Origin of the sequence: Vibrio sp. Of7-15, assembly GCF_022347565.1 — a bacterium.
Taxonomy (GTDB): domain Bacteria; phylum Pseudomonadota; class Gammaproteobacteria; order Enterobacterales; family Vibrionaceae; genus NORP241.
In genome coordinates this window covers 173,486-191,999 of the sequence record NZ_JAKRGH010000002.1, presented here as the reverse complement: position 1 = coordinate 191,999, position 18,514 = coordinate 173,486, and the positions used below count along the sequence as shown (strand labels likewise).

13 protein-coding genes are annotated in these 18,514 nt (G+C 42.6%); 9 read left to right on the top strand and 4 right to left on the bottom strand.

Annotated features, from left to right (window positions below; translation table 11 throughout):
• Position 1: 1 nt before the first annotated feature.
• The gene (locus tag MHO82_RS03400; protein ID WP_239182444.1) at positions 2 to 883 is read right to left on the bottom strand and encodes an OmpA family protein; all 882 of its coding nucleotides are present in this window, start codon (positions 881 to 883) and stop codon (positions 2 to 4) included.
• A gap of 222 nt (positions 884 to 1,105) precedes the next feature.
• Here MHO82_RS03400 and rnt point away from each other — a divergent pair, with 222 nt between their 5' ends.
• The 6 genes from rnt to MHO82_RS03370 all read left to right on the top strand — a co-directional run bounded on the left by rnt (position 1,106) and on the right by MHO82_RS03370 (position 10,646).
• Entirely contained in the window at positions 1,106 to 1,789 is a 684-nt protein-coding gene (gene rnt / locus MHO82_RS03395) for a ribonuclease T (RefSeq protein ID WP_239182443.1), read from the top strand.
• A 454-nt stretch (positions 1,790 to 2,243) separates the two neighbouring features.
• Complete coding sequence (locus MHO82_RS03390; protein ID WP_239182442.1) at positions 2,244 to 3,500, top strand: outer membrane protein transport protein; 1,257 nt, start codon at positions 2,244 to 2,246, stop codon at positions 3,498 to 3,500.
• 30 nt (positions 3,501 to 3,530) lie between these two features.
• A complete protein-coding gene (locus MHO82_RS03385) occupies positions 3,531 to 5,966 on the top strand; it encodes a VolA/Pla-1 family phospholipase (RefSeq protein WP_239182441.1) in 2,436 nt (811 codons plus the stop codon).
• A 348-nt stretch (positions 5,967 to 6,314) separates the two neighbouring features.
• Positions 6,315 to 7,637 carry a Na+/H+ antiporter family protein gene (locus MHO82_RS03380; RefSeq protein WP_239182440.1) on the top strand — a complete coding sequence of 441 codons (1,323 nt, stop codon included), beginning with the start codon at positions 6,315 to 6,317 and terminating at the stop codon, positions 7,635 to 7,637.
• A gap of 158 nt (positions 7,638 to 7,795) precedes the next feature.
• Positions 7,796 to 9,091: a response regulator gene (locus tag MHO82_RS03375; RefSeq protein ID WP_239182439.1), complete on the top strand. Its 1,296-nt coding sequence runs from the start codon at positions 7,796 to 7,798 to the stop codon at positions 9,089 to 9,091.
• 85 nt (positions 9,092 to 9,176) lie between these two features.
• Complete coding sequence (locus MHO82_RS03370) at positions 9,177 to 10,646, top strand: PAS domain-containing protein (RefSeq protein ID WP_239182438.1); 1,470 nt, start codon at positions 9,177 to 9,179, stop codon at positions 10,644 to 10,646.
• Between the two features lie 13 nt (positions 10,647 to 10,659).
• Here MHO82_RS03370 and MHO82_RS03365 read toward each other — a convergent pair whose 3' ends face one another.
• The 3 genes from MHO82_RS03365 to MHO82_RS03355 form a co-directional block, all read right to left on the bottom strand.
• Positions 10,660 to 11,118 (bottom strand): hypothetical protein, encoded by a 459-nt coding sequence (locus MHO82_RS03365; RefSeq protein WP_239182437.1) that lies wholly within the window; start codon positions 11,116 to 11,118, stop codon positions 10,660 to 10,662.
• Positions 11,119 to 11,126: 8 nt separating this feature from the next.
• Positions 11,127 to 12,764, bottom strand: coding sequence for an LruC domain-containing protein (locus MHO82_RS03360; RefSeq protein WP_239182436.1), 1,638 nt, complete (start codon positions 12,762 to 12,764; stop codon positions 11,127 to 11,129).
• A gap of 191 nt (positions 12,765 to 12,955) precedes the next feature.
• Positions 12,956 to 13,294, bottom strand: a complete 339-nt coding sequence (locus MHO82_RS03355; protein WP_239182435.1) for a Grx4 family monothiol glutaredoxin — start codon at positions 13,292 to 13,294, stop codon at positions 12,956 to 12,958.
• Between the two features lie 247 nt (positions 13,295 to 13,541).
• Here MHO82_RS03355 and sodB point away from each other — a divergent pair, with 247 nt between their 5' ends.
• From sodB to MHO82_RS03340, 3 genes are all read left to right on the top strand, one after another.
• Positions 13,542 to 14,126: a superoxide dismutase [Fe] gene (gene sodB, locus MHO82_RS03350; protein WP_239182434.1), complete on the top strand. Its 585-nt coding sequence runs from the start codon at positions 13,542 to 13,544 to the stop codon at positions 14,124 to 14,126.
• Positions 14,127 to 14,291: 165 nt separating this feature from the next.
• Positions 14,292 to 15,395, top strand: coding sequence for an efflux RND transporter periplasmic adaptor subunit (locus tag MHO82_RS03345; RefSeq protein ID WP_239182433.1), 1,104 nt, complete (start codon positions 14,292 to 14,294; stop codon positions 15,393 to 15,395).
• 41 nt (positions 15,396 to 15,436) lie between these two features.
• A complete protein-coding gene (locus MHO82_RS03340; RefSeq protein WP_239182432.1) occupies positions 15,437 to 18,511 on the top strand; it encodes an efflux RND transporter permease subunit in 3,075 nt (1,024 codons plus the stop codon).
• Positions 18,512 to 18,514: the final 3 nt, after the last annotated feature.

Below are 18,514 nucleotides of genomic sequence, written 5' to 3'. Positions count from 1 at the left end.
TTTAAATAATCGTACGACCTAAAGAGATGACCACGCGTCGGTTTTTGTCTTTACCAATAGGGGTTCCGTTGTCTGCAATTGGGCGACGCTTGCCGTAACCTTGAACCTGAATACGATCTTGTGGCATGCCTAACGATTTAAAGTAATCTTGCAATACCTTCGCACGCTTATCTGATAAATGCTGGTTTAAATTTTTACCACCGCTGGAATCGGTATAAGTGGCTACCAACACTAAATCAATATCATCACTATAACGTACAAACTCAGCAATTTGAGCCAATCGCTTCTGGGAGGCTTTGTTTAGCTGATCGCTGTTACGATCGTAATGCAAAATAGTAAAGGCAATGTCTTCAAAGCTGTATGGCAATAAATTGTCTACACAGGCGCTAAAATCATTATACGGTTGCTGAAATAAAACCGACGATAAAGAGACTTCGATCAACCGATCTCGATTGTGCCAATCAGAATAACTAAAAGTTGGATAGCGGCCATCTTCCAATTCAGAAAGCATTCCCCATGCAGTCTGTCCCCCTATATAGCCGTCAAACTGTTTAAAGAATTTCAGGGTCGTCATGGCATCTGCCGCTTCACCTGGCATCCACTTAGGCGGCATAGAAATCAAATTGACGTTACGTGTTTCCCCCATTGGAAGACGCATTTTAAGCTCAAAGTCTAAATTGATTTTTTTACTCGCACGAGAAGTAAACAGCGCATTGCCATAATTTGGGATCGAATGAACCAACCGACATTCTAGGGGCGTGTCCACCGTCATCCGCCATTGTGATTGATCCGGCTTTGCAACGTAATGTTTTGTCGCTGCCATTGCTGTATTGGCAAACATGCCAGAAACAAACAGAGCGGTATAAATAGTGGCTTTTTTCATAGTTACCCAAACAACAGAACGATTTCATTTACTGACATATAAAAGAGGCAAACATCTTCCCTTTTTTATCGCCAACATGAAAAAATAGTGAATCTGGCATGCTTGATGCAAAAAGTCCGCCAGTTATTACTTTCTTCGTCACATCATGAATCCACAATGCAGTTTAGGTCATGGGCATAATCTGTAATAATGCACAGCTATTTACCTTAGATGCTGTGAACAATGAACCCAGTTAAAGAAGAAAATCTATTAAAAAGTCGTTTTCGAGGCTACTTTCCTGTTGTAATCGATGTTGAAACAGCAGGCTTTAACTCAGAAACTGATGCCTTACTTGAAATCTGTGCCGTAACACTAAAAATGGATGACGAAGGTTTTTTACACCCAGCATCAACCATCCATTTTCACGTTTTGCCATTTGAAGGCGCAAACATCGAAAAAGCGGCATTAGAATTTAATGGCATTCGTGATCCGTTCAGCCCTTTACGAGGCGCGGTTACCGAGCAAGAAGCACTAAAAGAAATTTTTAAGCTTGTCCGTAAAGAGCAAAAAGCAGCAGAATGCCAGCGCGCCATTATGGTGGCACACAACGCCACGTTTGATCACAGTTTTGTGATGGCAGCCGCTGAGCGTTCAAAGCTAAAACGAATTCCATTTCACTCTTTCTGTACCTTTGATACTGCTGCTTTAAGTGGCTTAGCCTTTGGACAAACTGTCTTGGCGAAAGCCTGCCGCGCCGCCAATATCGATTTTGATGGCAAAGAAGCTCACTCAGCTCTCTACGACACTGAACGAACCGCTGAACTATTTTGTAAAATTGTCAACCATTGGAAAGAGCTCGGTGGTTGGCCACTCATCTCAGCCGATACTGACGAAGCAGAAGCAGAAGCAGAAGCAGAAAAAAAATAACCGTTTTTCCCAGCGCAGTTCCACCTGCGCTGGGAATTATCAATAAACCATCTAAGCCGACAAAATAATATCAAACGTGATCTAGGTTAAATATTTGTAAAATCACCTATTCACAAAACTTTCTATAAACCTTATTCAATTCAAACAAAAAATATCTTTCAAAAAATGGATTTTTAGAGAAATCTTAAAATAAATCCTCTTTCTACTATACTTAACGACTTGCCACCCCATAATTAAAACGACCGTTTTAAACAAAAAATTAAAGTAAACCCTCTAAAAATTGTCATTTCATTCTTTTTTAATGTGAATTTCCACAGCGACTCAGTGTTAACAATTCATTAACCTTGCCTTACACTCATTCACTGGTATGACTTGTATTACCCATTTTTTAGTTTATAAAGCCACGTCAAAAATTATAAAAACATAAATATTTCGCCACTTAGAGGGGCAAAAGATGTTAAACAAGAATAAAGCTATTCCATTAACTGCACTGGCAGCATTAATTTCATTCAACGTTCACAGTGCTGGCTTCCAAGTAGCGGAACATTCAGCCTCTGGTTTAGGTAGAGCCTTTTCTGGGGAGGCCGCTGTTGCCGATAACGCAAGTGTGCTAGCTCGTAACCCTGCCGCCATGACTCTTTTTGATACAGCACAATTTTCTGGCGCGCTGTCCATTATCGATCCTGTCGTTGATGTTAAAGACACTACGAATAACCAATCGTCTAACGACGTGGCACCAATGCAAATTGTACCTGCGGCTTACTACATCAGCCCAATCAATGACAAATTTTCTTGGGGCTTAGGCTTATTCACCACTTACGGTGTTGCAACTGACTACCCCGATGATATTGCAGCAGGTGACATGGCTGGAGATACTTCTTTAGTTTCCGTCAATCTGAACCCTAATGTGGCATACCGATTCAATGAACAGTGGAGTTTTGGCGCAGGCTTTAACATTGTTTATGCACATGCAGAACTAAACCGTCATGTCGGTGTTCTTCCTATAACTGGTAGCAATCCTAGCGATAAACTCATTTCCATGGAAGGCGATACGTTCGCTTATGGCTGGAATGTGGGTGTGTTGTATGAACTAGACCAAGATAACCGCTTTGGATTTGGCTACCGTTCATCTGTCGAAATTGATTTTGATGATGGCAAATTCACCGATCATAAAACCACCATCACAGGCACTCCTGGTACCAGTACTACGGGTAAACTGGCCGTTACTTTACCAGACATCATGGAGTTTTCTGGCTTCCACCAAATTAACGAACAGTGGGCGACTCACTACAGCCTACAGTGGACCCAATGGAGCGACTTTAAAGAACTAAGAGCAACAGGCTCTGGTTGTAACTCAACCAGTGGTGCTGGTATCTGTTTCTTAAAAGAAGAGAAATACGAGGACAATAAGCGTTGGTCGATTGGTGCTACTTACGCTTATAGCGCAGCATTAACCCTCCGTGCGGGTCTTGCTTACGATGAACAAGCGGGTGAAGCAACCCTTAGCATTCCAGACAGTGATCGTTTCTGGTACGCAACCGGTGCCACTTACGCGTTCAGCGACAATACCAGCATTGATGCCGGATTTAGCCTAGTGCAAAGTAAAGATGGATCTTTTGAAGAGAAAAACTCACTAGGTAATACCTTCACTTTTGATTCCGAAGGTGTCGCCTATATTGCCGCTATTCAGATTAACCACTCTTTTAACTAATCGCAGCTGCCAAAAGCTCCGGAGCCAAACATGATGAATAAAAAACTACTTGCCCTACTTGTGGCAGGCGCGATCTCTTTGACTGGTTGTAATGAAACAACATCGTCAGGTGAGCCAACAAATAACTACGAAGATGCCATTAAAACGTCTCTTGCTCGCCAATCCAAAGTCAGCTTTGCAGTATTAGGCTCAGACGCCGACATCCCTCTGCCAAGCTACCTTTTGATGGATACCAGTGATGGCACATTAAATATTCCTATTTCTGCTGGGCAAAGTACTGGCCTTGATAACCCTCAAGTCGCAATGGGCAATACAGATGGTTGGAGTGCAACACAGCCTTACACCATCAATGTAAAATTAAAAACAGGCTTAGCGTTTAATCCTGCAACCTTGGCAGACGGCGTGAAAGTTGCGAAAGTCACCGTAACAAATGGCGTGATGAGCAACCCAGAACTGCTTGTAGCGGGTACCGACTACAGAGTTGTAGCTAGCGGTGGCACCATTACGGTCTTACCTCTTAGCAATAAATTCCAGCCAAACAGCGAGTACATTTTTGCACTAACTGACACCTTACAAGACAGTGAAGGTGTACCACTGGGTATGTCTGAAACGTATGCGACATTAAAAACAAAAAAATACGAGCAACAAGGCACTCTAAAAACCGCTCAGCTAATTACTCACCAAGTTGAAGCTATTATGCTTGCCACCCAGCAAGTAGCGAGCACTGACAACATCATCTACTCTAGCTGGTACACCACAGCGTCTGCTGGTGATGTTTTGTACGCTGCAAAATCAGCCAGTGCTTTAGCCATTCAAAATGGTGCTGCTAACATTTGGAAAGGAACGGCGGTTAGCGATAGCGTCACGTCAGATGATTTGAATAAAGCATTCACCTTCACAGATATCGCTCAAGCTGGAACAACAACCGCTAATAACCTTATTTACAAAGGTAATGTTCATCTACCGTATTACTTAGAAACGAGTTTAACGACCTTTGGATCGACTCCTTGGCAAAGCGGCATGCCAAGCCTAGCTAAGATTAAGTACGCATTAGAAAATGGCACTGCTGCGGATAAAGCAGGTTTATTGTCACAACTTAACACACTGGGTATTACCACCGAAGATTTAAGTAAAGTGAGTAGTGATCTTGCCACTCAAAAGAAAGTACTTACTGCACTAACCGGTCAAACACTCACTCTTGCTAATGGTAGCCAATTAGATCCTGAACGATTAATTACTCGTTATAGCCCAGTACCAAAGTTAAAGTCGGTTGAAGCCGTGCCTTTCACATTGGTTCTTCCAGGCACAGGGTGTAATACCACAGCTATAAACAAAGTCTCTATTTTTTCACATGGTATTACAGGCCAAAAAGAGCATCTAACAGCCAACACGTTAGCAGATAATCTTATCGGCTCAAACTGCCAAGCTATTTTCGCCATTGATCACCCATTACATGGTGAACGAGGGTTAACGTTACCTAATGGCAATAAAATGACGGCAGGAACGAACCCTGAAATTTACCTTAACCTGCAAGCGCTGACCGTTGGCCGAGACAACCTTCGTCAAAGCATCATTGATATTATCAACCTACGAGCAAGTATTGGTCGTGTCTTTGCGGCTCTTGCCCCTGCCATTGCCTCAGGCGATCAAGCAACTATTGATGGCTTAGGAGTTCTTGGTCGCTTAAGTCCTACTTCAGGCGTAGCTCTAACAGGGCACTCGTTGGGTGCAATCACAGGTACTGCTGTGGCTAACGTGGCTAACCGCTCTGTTGATCCAACAGCTGATGCACTGATTTTTGATATTAATCGTGTAGCCCTAGCAAGCCCAGGGGGAAGCATCCCGTACCTACTATTAAACTCGGGTAGCTTTGGTAATTTTGTAAAAGGTAACTTAGTTGCAGCAACAAGCTCAACCTTTAAACAAGGTTGTGACGCACAAGGAGTTAACCTTGAAACCTGTTATGCGGGTTATGAGCAAGGACTTATCAATAATAACGATGCGGCAACGTTATCTGGTTTGTATTCTAGCTTTACACAGTTTGCTTACGCAGCTCAAACGGTGTTAGATGCTGTTGACCCTATCAGCCATGCGGCACAAGTAAGTAGTAACACGGCGGTGTACTTGAACCAAGTGGATAACGATCAAACCATACCAAACCAGCTAACGTTTGGTGATCTTGTTGCACCTGGCATTCCAGTAATGAAGCCATACTCTGCTTTCGCGGGTACGTATCCACTGGTTGGTTTACTGGGTCTAACACCCGTTAACAGCACGCAGGCATCGGCCAATATGATCAAAAATGCGGTCTTATTTAATGCCGGTGGACATAATTCTCTGATTGATCCATCTGCTAATAGCAATGTATCAACTGAAATGCACAATGAAATTTCATCGCTACTAAATGGGGATGGAAAAGCACTCACTGTTGACAATACAAACAATGTGATTCGTCTTCCTAATTAATCCATACTTCGTAATTCAGAGCCCGCTACTTACCGTTGCGGGCTTTTTTACATCCGTATGAAAATACCTTTTCTTGCCAAGATTTTCCTTTTATATCCCGTCCTTAAATGTATATACAAAAATTCACGTTAACGTTAGACAAAAAACCTATGTTAAAGCACTATTAAAGTAGCTCTATTACACCAAGTGCTTATAAAAATAGTAAAAAATCTGCAAAAGTGTACTTTTTGATGCGTTAGTGTAAAAAAACACTCGACACGGCACAAAATATCAGCAAACTGAGATTCAAATCATAAAAATGATAATAAAGATAAAAAGTATGTACACAACGGAGGAAACGATACTTTTATGAACCCAATAATTATTTCAGTCTGCGTTATGCTGGTTTTGGCTCTAATGAGAGTCAATGTGGTGGTTGCGCTGACCTTAAGTGCCATGATTGGTGGCTTGCTTGGTGGCATGTCTTTAACGGAAACCGTATCAGCGTTTGAAGGCGGTCTAGGTGGTGGGGCAACGATCGCTCTTAGCTATGCCATGCTGGGTACTTTTGCGGTCGCTATCTCTCGTTCAGGGATCACCGATTTACTGGCACAATCTGTTATTAAACGCATTAATGGCGCACCAAATACGACGGCGGCTGTTGGTTTTAAATACCTTGTCCTAACGGTTATTTTACTTATTACTATTTCCTCCCAAAATGTAATACCGGTTCATATCGCCTTTATTCCTATTCTTATTCCACCGCTACTGAGTGTATTTGCAAAATTACGCTTAGATCGTCGCTTAGTCGCCTGTGTACTTACTTTTGGTTTGATCACCCCTTACATGGTGCTTCCGGTTGGTTTTGGTGGGATCTTCCTAAACAACATCTTATTAAAGAACTTACACGATAACGGCCTAGATGTGGTTGCAAGCCAAGTTCCAATGGCGATGCTACTGCCTGCACTGGGTATGATTTCAGGCTTAATGATTGCGATTTTTATTAGCTACCGTAAGCCTCGTGATTACTCAGAAGAAAAACTGCAAGAAATTGCACCAGAGCACAAAGAAGTGAACATGCGCCATATTGCCGTTTCCGGTATTGCGATTGTTGCCGCTTTAGGTGTTCAACTTGCAACAGGTTCGATGATCATTGGTGCGCTTATCGGCTTTATGGTATTCACATTTGGTGGCGTTATCGCATGGAAAGAGACACAAGATGTTTTCTCTCGCGGTGTTCACATGATGGCAATGATCGGCTTTATCATGATCTCGGCGGCCGGTTTTGCAGCAGTAATGAAAGCCACTGGCGGCGTAGAAACCTTAGTGTCTTCACTTTCTTCTTCAATTGGTGACAACAAACCGCTGGCTGCTTTATTAATGCTGGTTGTGGGCTTACTGGTTACCATGGGTATCGGCTCATCATTCTCAACAATACCAATTATTGCAACTATTTACGTGCCACTTTCTATCGCATTTGGTTTCTCACCAATGGCAACCATCGCTCTGGTTGGCACTGCTGCGGCACTGGGTGATGCAGGCTCCCCAGCGTCTGATTCAACATTGGGCCCAACATCTGGCCTTAATGCGGATGGTCAACACGAGCACATTTGGGAAACCGTTGTTCCTACTTTCTTACACTACAACCTACCACTGATTATCTTTGGTTGGATTGCAGCAATGACGCTTTAAGTTAGCGTCACTCAACTATACTTCTCAAGAGGCTATATTCTTAGCCTCTTTTTTATTGTTATTTTCTCTTTGAATTGCGTGAGCTAATTTGCGGTATAAGTATTGCTTAGCGCATGTTCCCACTCATTTTTTTGACAGTTAGAGCCATACTTCCTTATATGGATATTATAAAAAAATCGTTATACCTCATTATTGATGACAGCAGCGTCATTCAAAATGCCATTCGTGCTACATTAAGCCGTTTAGGCGTTCCAACCAATAATATTACTTGTTGTCCAACTGCCGGCGCTGCCGTTGGTGCCTGTAAAAAACAACGATTTGATGTCCTATTTGTCGACCATAACCTTGGCCAAGGAAGTACTGGCCTGCAAATGCTAGAGCAACTCTGGCAGCTTAAACTCGTCAACGACAATACCTTGGTTTACATCATTACAGGTAATGAAACAGAAGCCATTGCCCTTGCCTACGCCGACTACACCCCTTCTTTCTTCATGAATAAACCCATTCGACCTGAAGAAATTTTACGGCTAGTCACCCAAGATTTAAAAAAACGGCTTTTTGCCACCAGCATGATCAGTGCCTACACAAAAAATGGATTAGCCGGTGTTAAACCGCTCTTTTTCAAAGCGCCGAATGCGGAGTTTTTAAAAGAAGGCATGACCAAGCTAGGCAGCCGGTTAATTTTGGTGAAACGCTACAATGAAGCCAAATCCGTTCTAAACGGTTTATTGTCGGTACATGAGCACCTCGAAGCCCGTATAAAACTCATCGAGCTCGACATACTACAAGAAAAATATTCAGAGGCTCTATCTGCCACTGATATTTTATTAAAGAAAAATGAGAACAATTTACGGCTCTACGACATTAAAGCTGAGCTGTGTATTTACAACGACGATTTAAACACCGCCATACGCATGTGGAAAAAATGCATTGATTTAAGTGAGTTCAGCAACAAACGCTATCAGTTATTAATTTGGTGTTATTTAGCCAGCGGCTCTAATTATGATGCTTACGATCTACTAGTAAAATCAGCTTCTCAGTTACCAAACTCGATTTGGGATGGCGGTGGAAAACGAGCCTTAGCGGTATGGGGAGATCTAAATTTAGCGGATGAAGAACGCTTAGAAGAATGGCGTGCAGACAGCTCATGGCAACGCATCAGTGCTAAGGTCCGTGGCCGCATTAAAGGCATTCCAAGCTTAGGAGCACAACGCGCCCTCACCAGTTTGTGGTACTTAAAGTTTAACCGCTATGGTGATGCAAACCGTACCATCTCAGACATGAGTAATGAGTACATTAAAGATATAGAAAGTGCCTTTTTAGTCTGCCGGGTTTACCGAACCATGGGGTTAAATGAAGAACTTGAAACATTAAAAACACTGTGGGAAGAACAACTAGAAAGCACACCCAACCTACTGACTCGTTTACAACTTAAAGCTTTGAATAAAAGATAAACGAGCAATAACCAAACTCATTAGCTCGGACTAAGTAAAACTCTTCTAAACTAACTGTATGATTCCTTAAATTATTAGGTTCTACATGGGAAGAGTTATTTGGTTATCTATCATCGGATTGGGGCTGTTCATGCCTGCCAACAGCATCCTCATAACAGTGAGTACTGATGGACATGAAGCGATTCAATTTCTCACCCAATCCACCGATACTCTTCTTTCATATATTTTATTGGCCAGTAATGAACTACAAGCTTTTTTTCCTCAAGCTGGCATCGTACATATAACGGCTCTGTTCAGCATATTCTGCCTATTATTGTCTCTATATTGGGTAAGTAAAGTCATACTAAAACTGAGGCAAGCCAAACTTAAACAGCAAACTTTAGAAGAAAAGTACCGCTCATTAAAAGAACTTAATAAAACCATTCTTAATATCGTTCCATCGCCTATCCTAATTAAGGATCACAAAGGAATTCCAATTAACGCCAACTCTGCTTTTTATCAACTATTTCAGTTATCACCAGAACAGATAATTCACCAAGATGATCATGAATTGGCCTACCTGACCCCAATACAGTCCGCCAAACATCAAACAGAAGATCGGCTCGTACTACAAGGAGATACACTGACATCACAAGAGATGACCAGTTTTATTCGTGGAGAAGAACATCATCTTCACTATGAAAAGCACCCCTATTTACTTAACCATGAAGCTAATGGATTAGTCGTTGCAATGAATGATATAACCAGACAAGAAGAAGTCGAAAATAAGTACTGTCAGCTGATTCAAGAAAGTGAAAAAACAAACACCGAACTGCAAAACCAGCTTGCTCATGTTCAAGAAAAACTAAAACAAACCGAGCATAAACTTAAAATTGCCTCAGAGCTCAATGTTTCTTATTCACAACAGCCCCACAGATCCAAGCCAAATGCCCTTATTATTGTGGATGAGCTGCCAACGTTTACAGACCTGATAAACGCGTTGAACTTGCATCACATCGTCCCTTATTGCCACCACCTTGATAGCTTTGAACAACTGGCAACTGAAGTCGCTTCCACTAAAGCAAGCCTGCTGTTCATTGAAAAAAGATTGTGGCAAGAACTGGCATTATCAGCACAATGGATCAAAACAAACTTACAAGATGTGCTACTCGTGTTACTCGATAAAGAGCCATTAGAAACGCCAGTACAACACGATAAAATCTGGTCAATTTCACTGTCGCCACTAGAGCCTAGCCATATTACAGCGATTCTACCTTCGCCGAAAAATACCCCTTCATCAGCGCTATCTGCTCACTCCAAAGCCAAAACCCCAAAGCCCATAGTGCAAGATGCTCAAAAAGCACATTATGCTCAAGAAGATGAGTACCTAACTGAACTGGAACTGATGGAAGAAATGATCGACAACACGCCTGACATGATCCCTTTCCCTGATTTGAATGAAGTCGAAAGCAACAATATCCCAGTAGACAAAATACAGCTCATTGAATTATTCGGTGATTTAGACGCCGCGAACCAAATCGAAAAAGCCCTGATCTCTCAATCAGGGCAAAAGTAAAACCAAAGAAAAATTAGCGCATATCAATAAAGTAACTATCGTTTTCGCTAATGGGCACCAACTGGTATAGCTCTCGCTCTTTACCTGAATACGGCAGCCACTCAACGACTAAGTGCTTCCAGTTATCATTAATGCTAACTGGAATATGCGTAGCTGCCCCGTTAATGGTCACAATTTTGGTTGTACTATCTGGGTAATAACGATCGTATTCTTCATTGTAGTGGGAATAATCATAATAAATACTATACGCCCCAGGCTGATCAGACTTTCCTTGAATCGTGACGGTAATCTCTCTGTCGACACGAAAATCAAATTCCGCCGATGCCACAAGATCATCCGACGTTGTCAGTTCACTAGCGACTGGCGAGGATGAAGCCGATCCTGTTGTTGAACCTCCATCGCCACCACCGCACCCCGACAAACTAGAAACCGCACCAATAACCATCCCTATCAATAATATTGCCTGCTTCATAATGCCTCCTATTCATACAAACGAGACGTCACGCCACGCTCACGTTTATACCAGTCGGTATGAGTAAACCCATCGCTATTCACCCACTCCAACACATCGTTATACGTTTGAATAATGTCACTGTTTTCCTTAGGGTGATCCCAACGATCCGCAATATTGAGTACCCAAGGCACATTGTTTTCATTGATAAAACAGTAATCCCCGGCGGATTTATCATCATAGGTTCCTAAAAAACCAGCATTAAACGCAGATGTTCCATCAAAGCCTTTAAGGTGTAGCTCCCAAGTACGGCCTGGCGGATAAGTCGGCCCAAACAAACCATGGTAAATATCAGGGGTCGCAAAAATAAATGGGTCATACGGAGCTCGTCCCACCAGCGACGCTGCCACTGGCGTTGTTAATTCGACATTAAGCTGAAATTCAGAGCTGACCGCTTCTCGGCAGTCTTGAAAAGTACGGAACATCCCACAATCGGTACTCACGTCTTCCCAGAGATCATTTGAAATAATAAAGACCGCTTCATCGTTCAATGCATCGATAAATTCATGGCTTACTGGGGTGCCGTTGAGTGTCAAAGTGGCAGACTTTATGTTTGTTTTTGCAACATTGGGTAAACGTAGTGCAAAGCCATTATGATAATTGGCCCCAATAGCTTGAACCGTGTAACTTGCTTGAAGCGACTTTAATTCATTCTGACTATTGTGAGTCTGAGTAAAGTGATATTGGGTAACAAAGTCGTTGTAGTCATAATCCCCTTCATGGGGCCAATTGTCTTCAAATGCTAGTGTGGCAACACCGGTTAACGAAGGGTAATAGCTCACAACATCTTCGCCGTCACTGCTGTGCTCTAACGGATAATAAGCATCAGCATCTAAAGAACCGTCCATGTTCACGCCATCAACGGCATTAAAAGGCGTCACATGCACAGTAAAAAGCAAATCGTTAAAATCTTTATCACCATAGTCCCAAGTTTGATCATCAAACCCCATCACCAAAAACTGGTTCAAAGTATCGATAAACAGCACATTATGGCGCTTATTAATGTATTCCACTTCAGGATTTAAGTTTGACCAACTGTAGAATGGCTGGCTCCACGGCCCATCCCACTGAATGTTTCCATACGTTCCTCCAAGTCCCCAACCATGAGGAATAATGAAAAAACCAATGCTCTGCCCAGCAAGAAGTTCAATGCCAAGTTCAACTTGATCCCCTTCTTCTAATTCCCCTTCAGGTGGTTTGGAGGCGTTTGGAAAAATAATGTTATGGCTGGCAACGTCTGCGATGGAGGTCGGTGGAGCATCCGTCGGGTAAACAAAATACCCCATGCTATTGCGATACCAAGCACCTTCATTCAGAAAAGTGACTTTCACCGTCGCATGACCCACTAAATCGCTATCAATACTAATATTGGTTTGAATATCAGAAGCGATGTAATCCGAATTAACCGCCTTCCCTTCAGGCAACATAGAGTAGACGTTGGTAAGAACATCACTGGGTAAGCTCGCGCTCACATTTACAGCAGAACTTGGTTTACCCAATAGGCTATACCCGATTTCGGGATCCCCAGACGGGTGCTCATAAGTAATGGCATAAGAAGGGCTAGCTATAAACGGAATAAATAAAACACTACATTGCTTTAAATTCATCTGACTTCCCTTTACATATTGAGATAAAAGCCAGACAGCAAAATAGCCGCCAATATTTTAACCTTTATTTTTCAATCAATTAAAAACATCCTTTTGCATTTTGCAATTCTAAATCACAAATAATCTGCTTTATAAAAAAAGCCCCAGCTCAATAGCTAGGGCTTTCTATTAGGTTAAAGCTTAACGCATCTTTACTCAGCGTCTGATGCTGCGTGGCGCTCTGCTGCTTCTTTAATAATTGGCTGTAGTTCACCTTTTTGGAACATTTCCAAAATAATGTCACAACCACCGATTAGCTCACCTTCAACCCAAAGTTGAGGGAAAGTTGGCCACTGTGCGTACTTTGGAAGCTCAGCGCGAATGTCTGGATTTTGTAGAATATCTACGTAAGCAAATTTCTCACCACAGCCCATAAGTGCTTGAGATGCTTGAGAAGAAAAACCACAGCTAGGTAGTTTTGGTGAACCTTTCATGTAAAGAAGGATGTGGTTCTCAGCAATCTGCTGTTTGATCTTTTCGATAGTTTCCATTGTTTCCTCTAAATGGTCACTGGTTACTGTTAGATTGATTCTACTTTGTAACGCCACAGAAAAAAATGCCTATCGTTAATAGGGGCATTAATATGGCAAATATTTACGGATTAGGCTTTTAATAAAGTAAAAACTTGCTAAAATAAATTTCAGTCAGTCGTAAAAGACAATAGACACAAAAAATAATAATCACTGGAAGCAATGTTAGGGGCTAAAATCCCTACCCACTATAATGGAGAAACGAGCAATGTCTTTCGAATTACCAGCTCTTCCTTACGCAAAAGATGCACTAGAACCACATATCTCAGCAGAAACTCTAGATTTCCACCACGGTAAGCACCACAACACTTATGTTGTTAAGCTAAACGGCCTTATCCCAGGTACTGAGTTTGAAGGCAAATCTCTAGAAGAGATCATCAAAACATCTACTGGTGGTGTATTCAACAACGCAGCACAAATCTGGAACCACACGTTCTACTGGCACTGTCTAGCGCCAAACGCTGGCGGTGAGCCAACTGGCGACGTTGCAGATGCAATCAACAAAGCATTTGGTTCTTTCGAAGAGTTCAAAGCGAAGTTCACTGATTCTGCAATCAACAACTTCGGTTCTTCTTGGACTTGGCTTGTTAAGAAAGCTGACGGTTCTCTAGAAATCGTGAACACGTCTAACGCAGCTACGCCACTAACTGAAGAAGGTACTACTCCTCTTCTAACTGTTGACCTATGGGAACACGCTTACTACATTGATTTCCGCAATGTACGTCCTGATTACATGAATGCTTTCTGGGCACTTGTAAACTGGGAATTCGTAGCGAAAAACCTAGCAGCTTAATTTCTCCTGCTTAACGAAATCGTTACAAGGCCAGCCATCGTGCTGGTCTTTTTTGTAAATTTACGTAAAGAAACTATTTTCTGACATTCTCTCACTCAGCGCTGACATTAACAGACCCCTCTCATTTTTATACTTGCGCCAACTCCATAGATTCAGGTTATAAAAATGACAAAAAGCCTTTTTGCTCTCGCTCTATTTGCAGCCGGTATGATCACGCTCCCTCTGCTTTCTAATGCAAATACCAATGAGGCAGTTGAAGCTACTAGCCAAAATTCTGTACCTGTAACAGTGACTTCAGTTAAAAAACATCAAATACCATCCCAAGTGACTGATGTTGGTAAATTGCATGCCATCGATTATGCAGAGCTGACATTTAAAACAAATGGCCAGCTAAAAAATATCTACTTTGCTGACGGTGCTAACGTTAAAAAAGGCGACGTGATTGCCAACCTAGAAAATACCCAAGCCACCGCCGAACTCGATAAAGCTAAAAGTAATCTAAAAATTGCCCAAAATAAGCTAAATCGAACCACCGACTTACTGAAGAAACAACCTGACGCCTTATCTAAGCAAGATTTTGAAGAACTTGAAGAGCAGGTACGTCTAGCCACGGCCGACTTACTGCAAAAGCAATCCATCTTAGATGACTATAAAATTGTTGCACCATTCAATGGCCAACTAAGCAGCTTTACCTTGTCTGTTGGCAGCAACATTTCAAGTTCAACGGCCTTAGTCAATTTAGTAAACCTCGATCCAATTGAAGTTCAGTACTCGTTAGGCCAAGAGATGATTGGAAAAATCAATACCGATCAAAAAGTCACTATTTCAGTCGAAGCTTACCCAGAACAAGAATTTGAAGGCCAAGTAACGTATGTGGCACCGTCTGTCGATGCCAACTCAGGTCGCATCAGTGTTTTTGCTCGAATTAAAAACGCCGACCGAAAACTCGCACCGGGTATGTTTACCAACATTACTCACCACTTGGATCAAAGCCAAAGTGTATTAGCGGTACCGCAAAACTCAGTGTTTGCAAAAAATGATCAACGTTTTGTGTGGGTCATTGAAAATAACCAAGCAGTACAGAAACAAGTGCAGTTAGGGAAAAACATGAACAACGGCATGGTCGCCATCACCAACGGCTTAGTTGCTGATGAACAAGTTGTCGCAACTGGGCAACAAAAGCTGGCTCAAGGCGATAGTGTAGCCATAAAAAATCACGACACAGAAGAAACCAAGCCACAAGAAGCGAAACTACAAGAAACTAAATAATAAGCTTTAATCCCTAATTCAATCACCCACAGGAGAAAACAATGCGATTACCAGAAGTCTGCATTAAACACCCTGTATTTGCGAGCGTGCTGAGTATTGCCATTGTCATACTTGGCCTACTCGCATTTCAAAAGCTCGATATAAAATATTTTCCAGAATATGAAACGCCAAGCGCCAGCGTTCAAGCCAATATTACAGGTGCCAGTGCCGAGTTCATGTCTCGCAATGTTGCCGACAAGCTCATTAATGCCGTCACTGGCTTAGATGGCGTTGATACCATGACAACAAACTGCAGCGAAAACAGCTGTAGTTTGGATATTCGCTTCTTTGATGATGTTGATTACGACAACACCATGAATAAACTCAGAAGCAACATTGATGCGATCAACGACTTCCCACCAAGCATGACGGACAAGCCAACGGTAACGGATGATTCAGGCAAAACAAACAGTGCTAGTAACATCATTCTGTTCACCACCAGCGACAGCAGCCCTGAAGCAAAGCAGGCCATGCATGATCACATTAGTCAGCAACTTGTGCCTCAAATTAAGCACCTGCCAGGTGTTGGTGCCGTGTGGGGCCCATACGGTGGCTCATCCAAAGCGGTTCGCGTGTGGCTACAGCCAGAGCGTATGAGTGCACTTAACGTCAGTGCAAGTCAGGTGGTGTCCACATTAAGCTCATTTAATGCCACGTTCACCGCAGGTACCATCAAAGGGGAAGTGAAAGACTTCGCCATTAATCCGATCAACCAACTTGATAGCATTGATGATGTAAAAAACCTCGTCCTACGTGTTGATAATGGCAAAATTGTTCGTATTAAAGACATAGCAAAAGTGGAAATGGGTGAAGAAAGCCTGTCACCAAGTCAATTATCGGTTGATGGTTCGGCGGCCATGTCGCTACAAATTTTGCCATTAACCAGTGCTAATCCAGTAACAGTGGCGGAAACGGTTCAAGCCAAGATCGAGCAAATCAACACCACGCTGCCAGACAACATGACCATGGAAATGGTGTATAACCAAGCCGATTTCATTGATGCAGCCATCAGCGAAGGCTTCAAAACCATTCTGGAAGCTGTGGTTCTTGTTTCTGCGGTCATTTTGTTGTTCCTTGGTAACATCCGTATTGCGTCTATCCCTATCATCACCATTCCTGTGTGTGTGATCGGCGTATTTGCGGTCATGCACTTACTGGGCTTTAGTATTAACGTGCTCACCATTTTGGCCATCATCTTAGCGATAGGCTTAGTGGTTGATGATGCCATTGTTGTGGCTGAAAACTGTTATCGCCATATCGAAGAAGGCGCAACCCCACTAGAAGCGGCCTTAAAAGGCAGTAAAGAAATTGTCTTTCCTGTTATTTCTATGACGCTGACCTTAGCCGTGGTGTACATGCCAATCGGCTTTATGAGCGGTCTAACAGCCAACTTATTTAAGCAATTTTCATTTACGCTTTCTGCGGCGGTGATTATTTCTGGCCTAGTGGCTCTGACACTCTCACCAATGATGAGCGCTCGCTTAATGCGCCCAGTAACCAAAAAACCACGCTGGTTTGCCGTTATTGATGCGAGCTTAAATCGAGTGACTGATGGCTATATTTCCATATTAAAAAAGTGGCTGAACCGTAAAGCCATATTGGCAAGCGTTACTATGGTTCTTTTAGGGCTAGCAGGTGCTGCTTACTGGCACATTCCACAAGTGCTACTACCAACTGAAGATTCCGGTTTCATTGAAGTGTCTTCCGATGCTCCAACTGGCGCAGGCCGAAGCTATCACGAGAAACATAATGCTGAATTGAACTCTATTTTCACCGAACAAAATTCAATTCAAACCAACTTATCGTACATTGAAGGCGCACCAACGAACCATGTCCTACTTAAGCCGTGGGGAGAGCGCACTGAAGACATTGATCAAGTGATTGCCGATCTTATTGCCCAAGCCAACAAAGATCTTTCCGCTTACAATGTGTCGTTCACTGTTCGCTCTGCTGATAGTTTAAATGTAGCGACGGGCCTGGATTTACAGGTCACCACATTAGACAGAGACACTGAAACACTGGCAAAAACAGCGGACAACGTTGTGAAGCTACTGGAAGAGTACCCAGGGCTCACTAACGTTTCGAATTCTATGCTGAAAGATCAACTGCAATACGACCTGACCATAGATCGAAATGCTTTGGCCTTATCTGGTGTCAATTACGGGGACATTACCAATGCCCTATCCACGTTCTTAGGCTCGGTAAAAGCAACAGATTTACAATCTACCGATGGGTTTACTTACCCAGTACAAGTACAGCTTAATCGTGCTCAACTGTCTGACTTCAGCATCTTAAACAAGATCTACGTCAATTCAGAATCCGGACAAAGCCTGCCACTATCGCAATTTGTATCAATTGAACAAACAACAGGAGAATCAAACATCTTAACCTACATGGGTGAAGACAGCGCAAAAATCACGGCAACATTAATGCCTGGTTACAGCGCAAGTGACATCAAAACCTTTATAGATAAAGAAGTACCAAACTTACTGCAAGGATCACAGCAGTACCACTACAACGGTGTCGTAAAAGACTTGATGGACTCCCAACAAGGAACACTGATCTTATTCTTACTGGCTGTTGTCTTTGTCTACTTGATTCTGGCAGCACAATTTGAAAGCTTTGTTGATCCTTTGATCATTCTGTTGACTGTTCCACTGTGTATTGTTGGCGCTCTACTGACGTTAGCTGCTACTGGTCAAAGCATGAATATCTACACCAACATTGGACTCCTGACCTTGGTGGGCCTTGTCACCAAACACGGTATTCTATTGGTGGAATTTGCCAACACCGAACTAAAACGCGGGCTCACACCAATTGCCGCAGCATTAAGCAGCGCACAATCACGACTGCGCCCGATCTTAATGACAGCCATCACCATGATTCTGGGCTCTTTACCACTGGCATTAGCATCAGGCCCAGGTTCTATTGGCCGAATTAACATTGGCTTAGTACTCGTGGGGGGCTTAATTGCCGGCACTTTCTTCTCATTATTTGTGGTTCCAATCGCTTATGTGGCAATGGAAAAACTAAAAAATAATGATGTATGGATGAGTTTTAAAAATAAAACTGCCTAAAAA

Coding starts and splice junctions, on each gene's coding strand:
- rnt (WP_239182443.1), top strand. CDS start 1,106: ATGAACCCAGTTAAAGAAGAAAATCTATTAAAAAGTCGTTTTCGAGGC.
- MHO82_RS03385 (WP_239182441.1), top strand. CDS start 3,531: ATGATGAATAAAAAACTACTTGCCCTACTTGTGGCAGGCGCGATCTCT.
- MHO82_RS03355 (WP_239182435.1), bottom strand. CDS start 13,294: ATGGAAACTATCGAAAAGATCAAACAGCAGATTGCTGAGAACCACATC.
- MHO82_RS03360 (WP_239182436.1), bottom strand. CDS start 12,764: ATGAATTTAAAGCAATGTAGTGTTTTATTTATTCCGTTTATAGCTAGC.
- MHO82_RS03400 (WP_239182444.1), bottom strand. CDS start 883: ATGAAAAAAGCCACTATTTATACCGCTCTGTTTGTTTCTGGCATGTTT.
- sodB (WP_239182434.1), top strand. CDS start 13,542: ATGTCTTTCGAATTACCAGCTCTTCCTTACGCAAAAGATGCACTAGAA.
- MHO82_RS03365 (WP_239182437.1), bottom strand. CDS start 11,118: ATGAAGCAGGCAATATTATTGATAGGGATGGTTATTGGTGCGGTTTCT.
- MHO82_RS03375 (WP_239182439.1), top strand. CDS start 7,796: ATGGATATTATAAAAAAATCGTTATACCTCATTATTGATGACAGCAGC.
- MHO82_RS03340 (WP_239182432.1), top strand. CDS start 15,437: ATGCGATTACCAGAAGTCTGCATTAAACACCCTGTATTTGCGAGCGTG.
- MHO82_RS03345 (WP_239182433.1), top strand. CDS start 14,292: ATGACAAAAAGCCTTTTTGCTCTCGCTCTATTTGCAGCCGGTATGATC.
- MHO82_RS03370 (WP_239182438.1), top strand. CDS start 9,177: ATGGGAAGAGTTATTTGGTTATCTATCATCGGATTGGGGCTGTTCATG.
- MHO82_RS03390 (WP_239182442.1), top strand. CDS start 2,244: ATGTTAAACAAGAATAAAGCTATTCCATTAACTGCACTGGCAGCATTA.
- MHO82_RS03380 (WP_239182440.1), top strand. CDS start 6,315: ATGAACCCAATAATTATTTCAGTCTGCGTTATGCTGGTTTTGGCTCTA.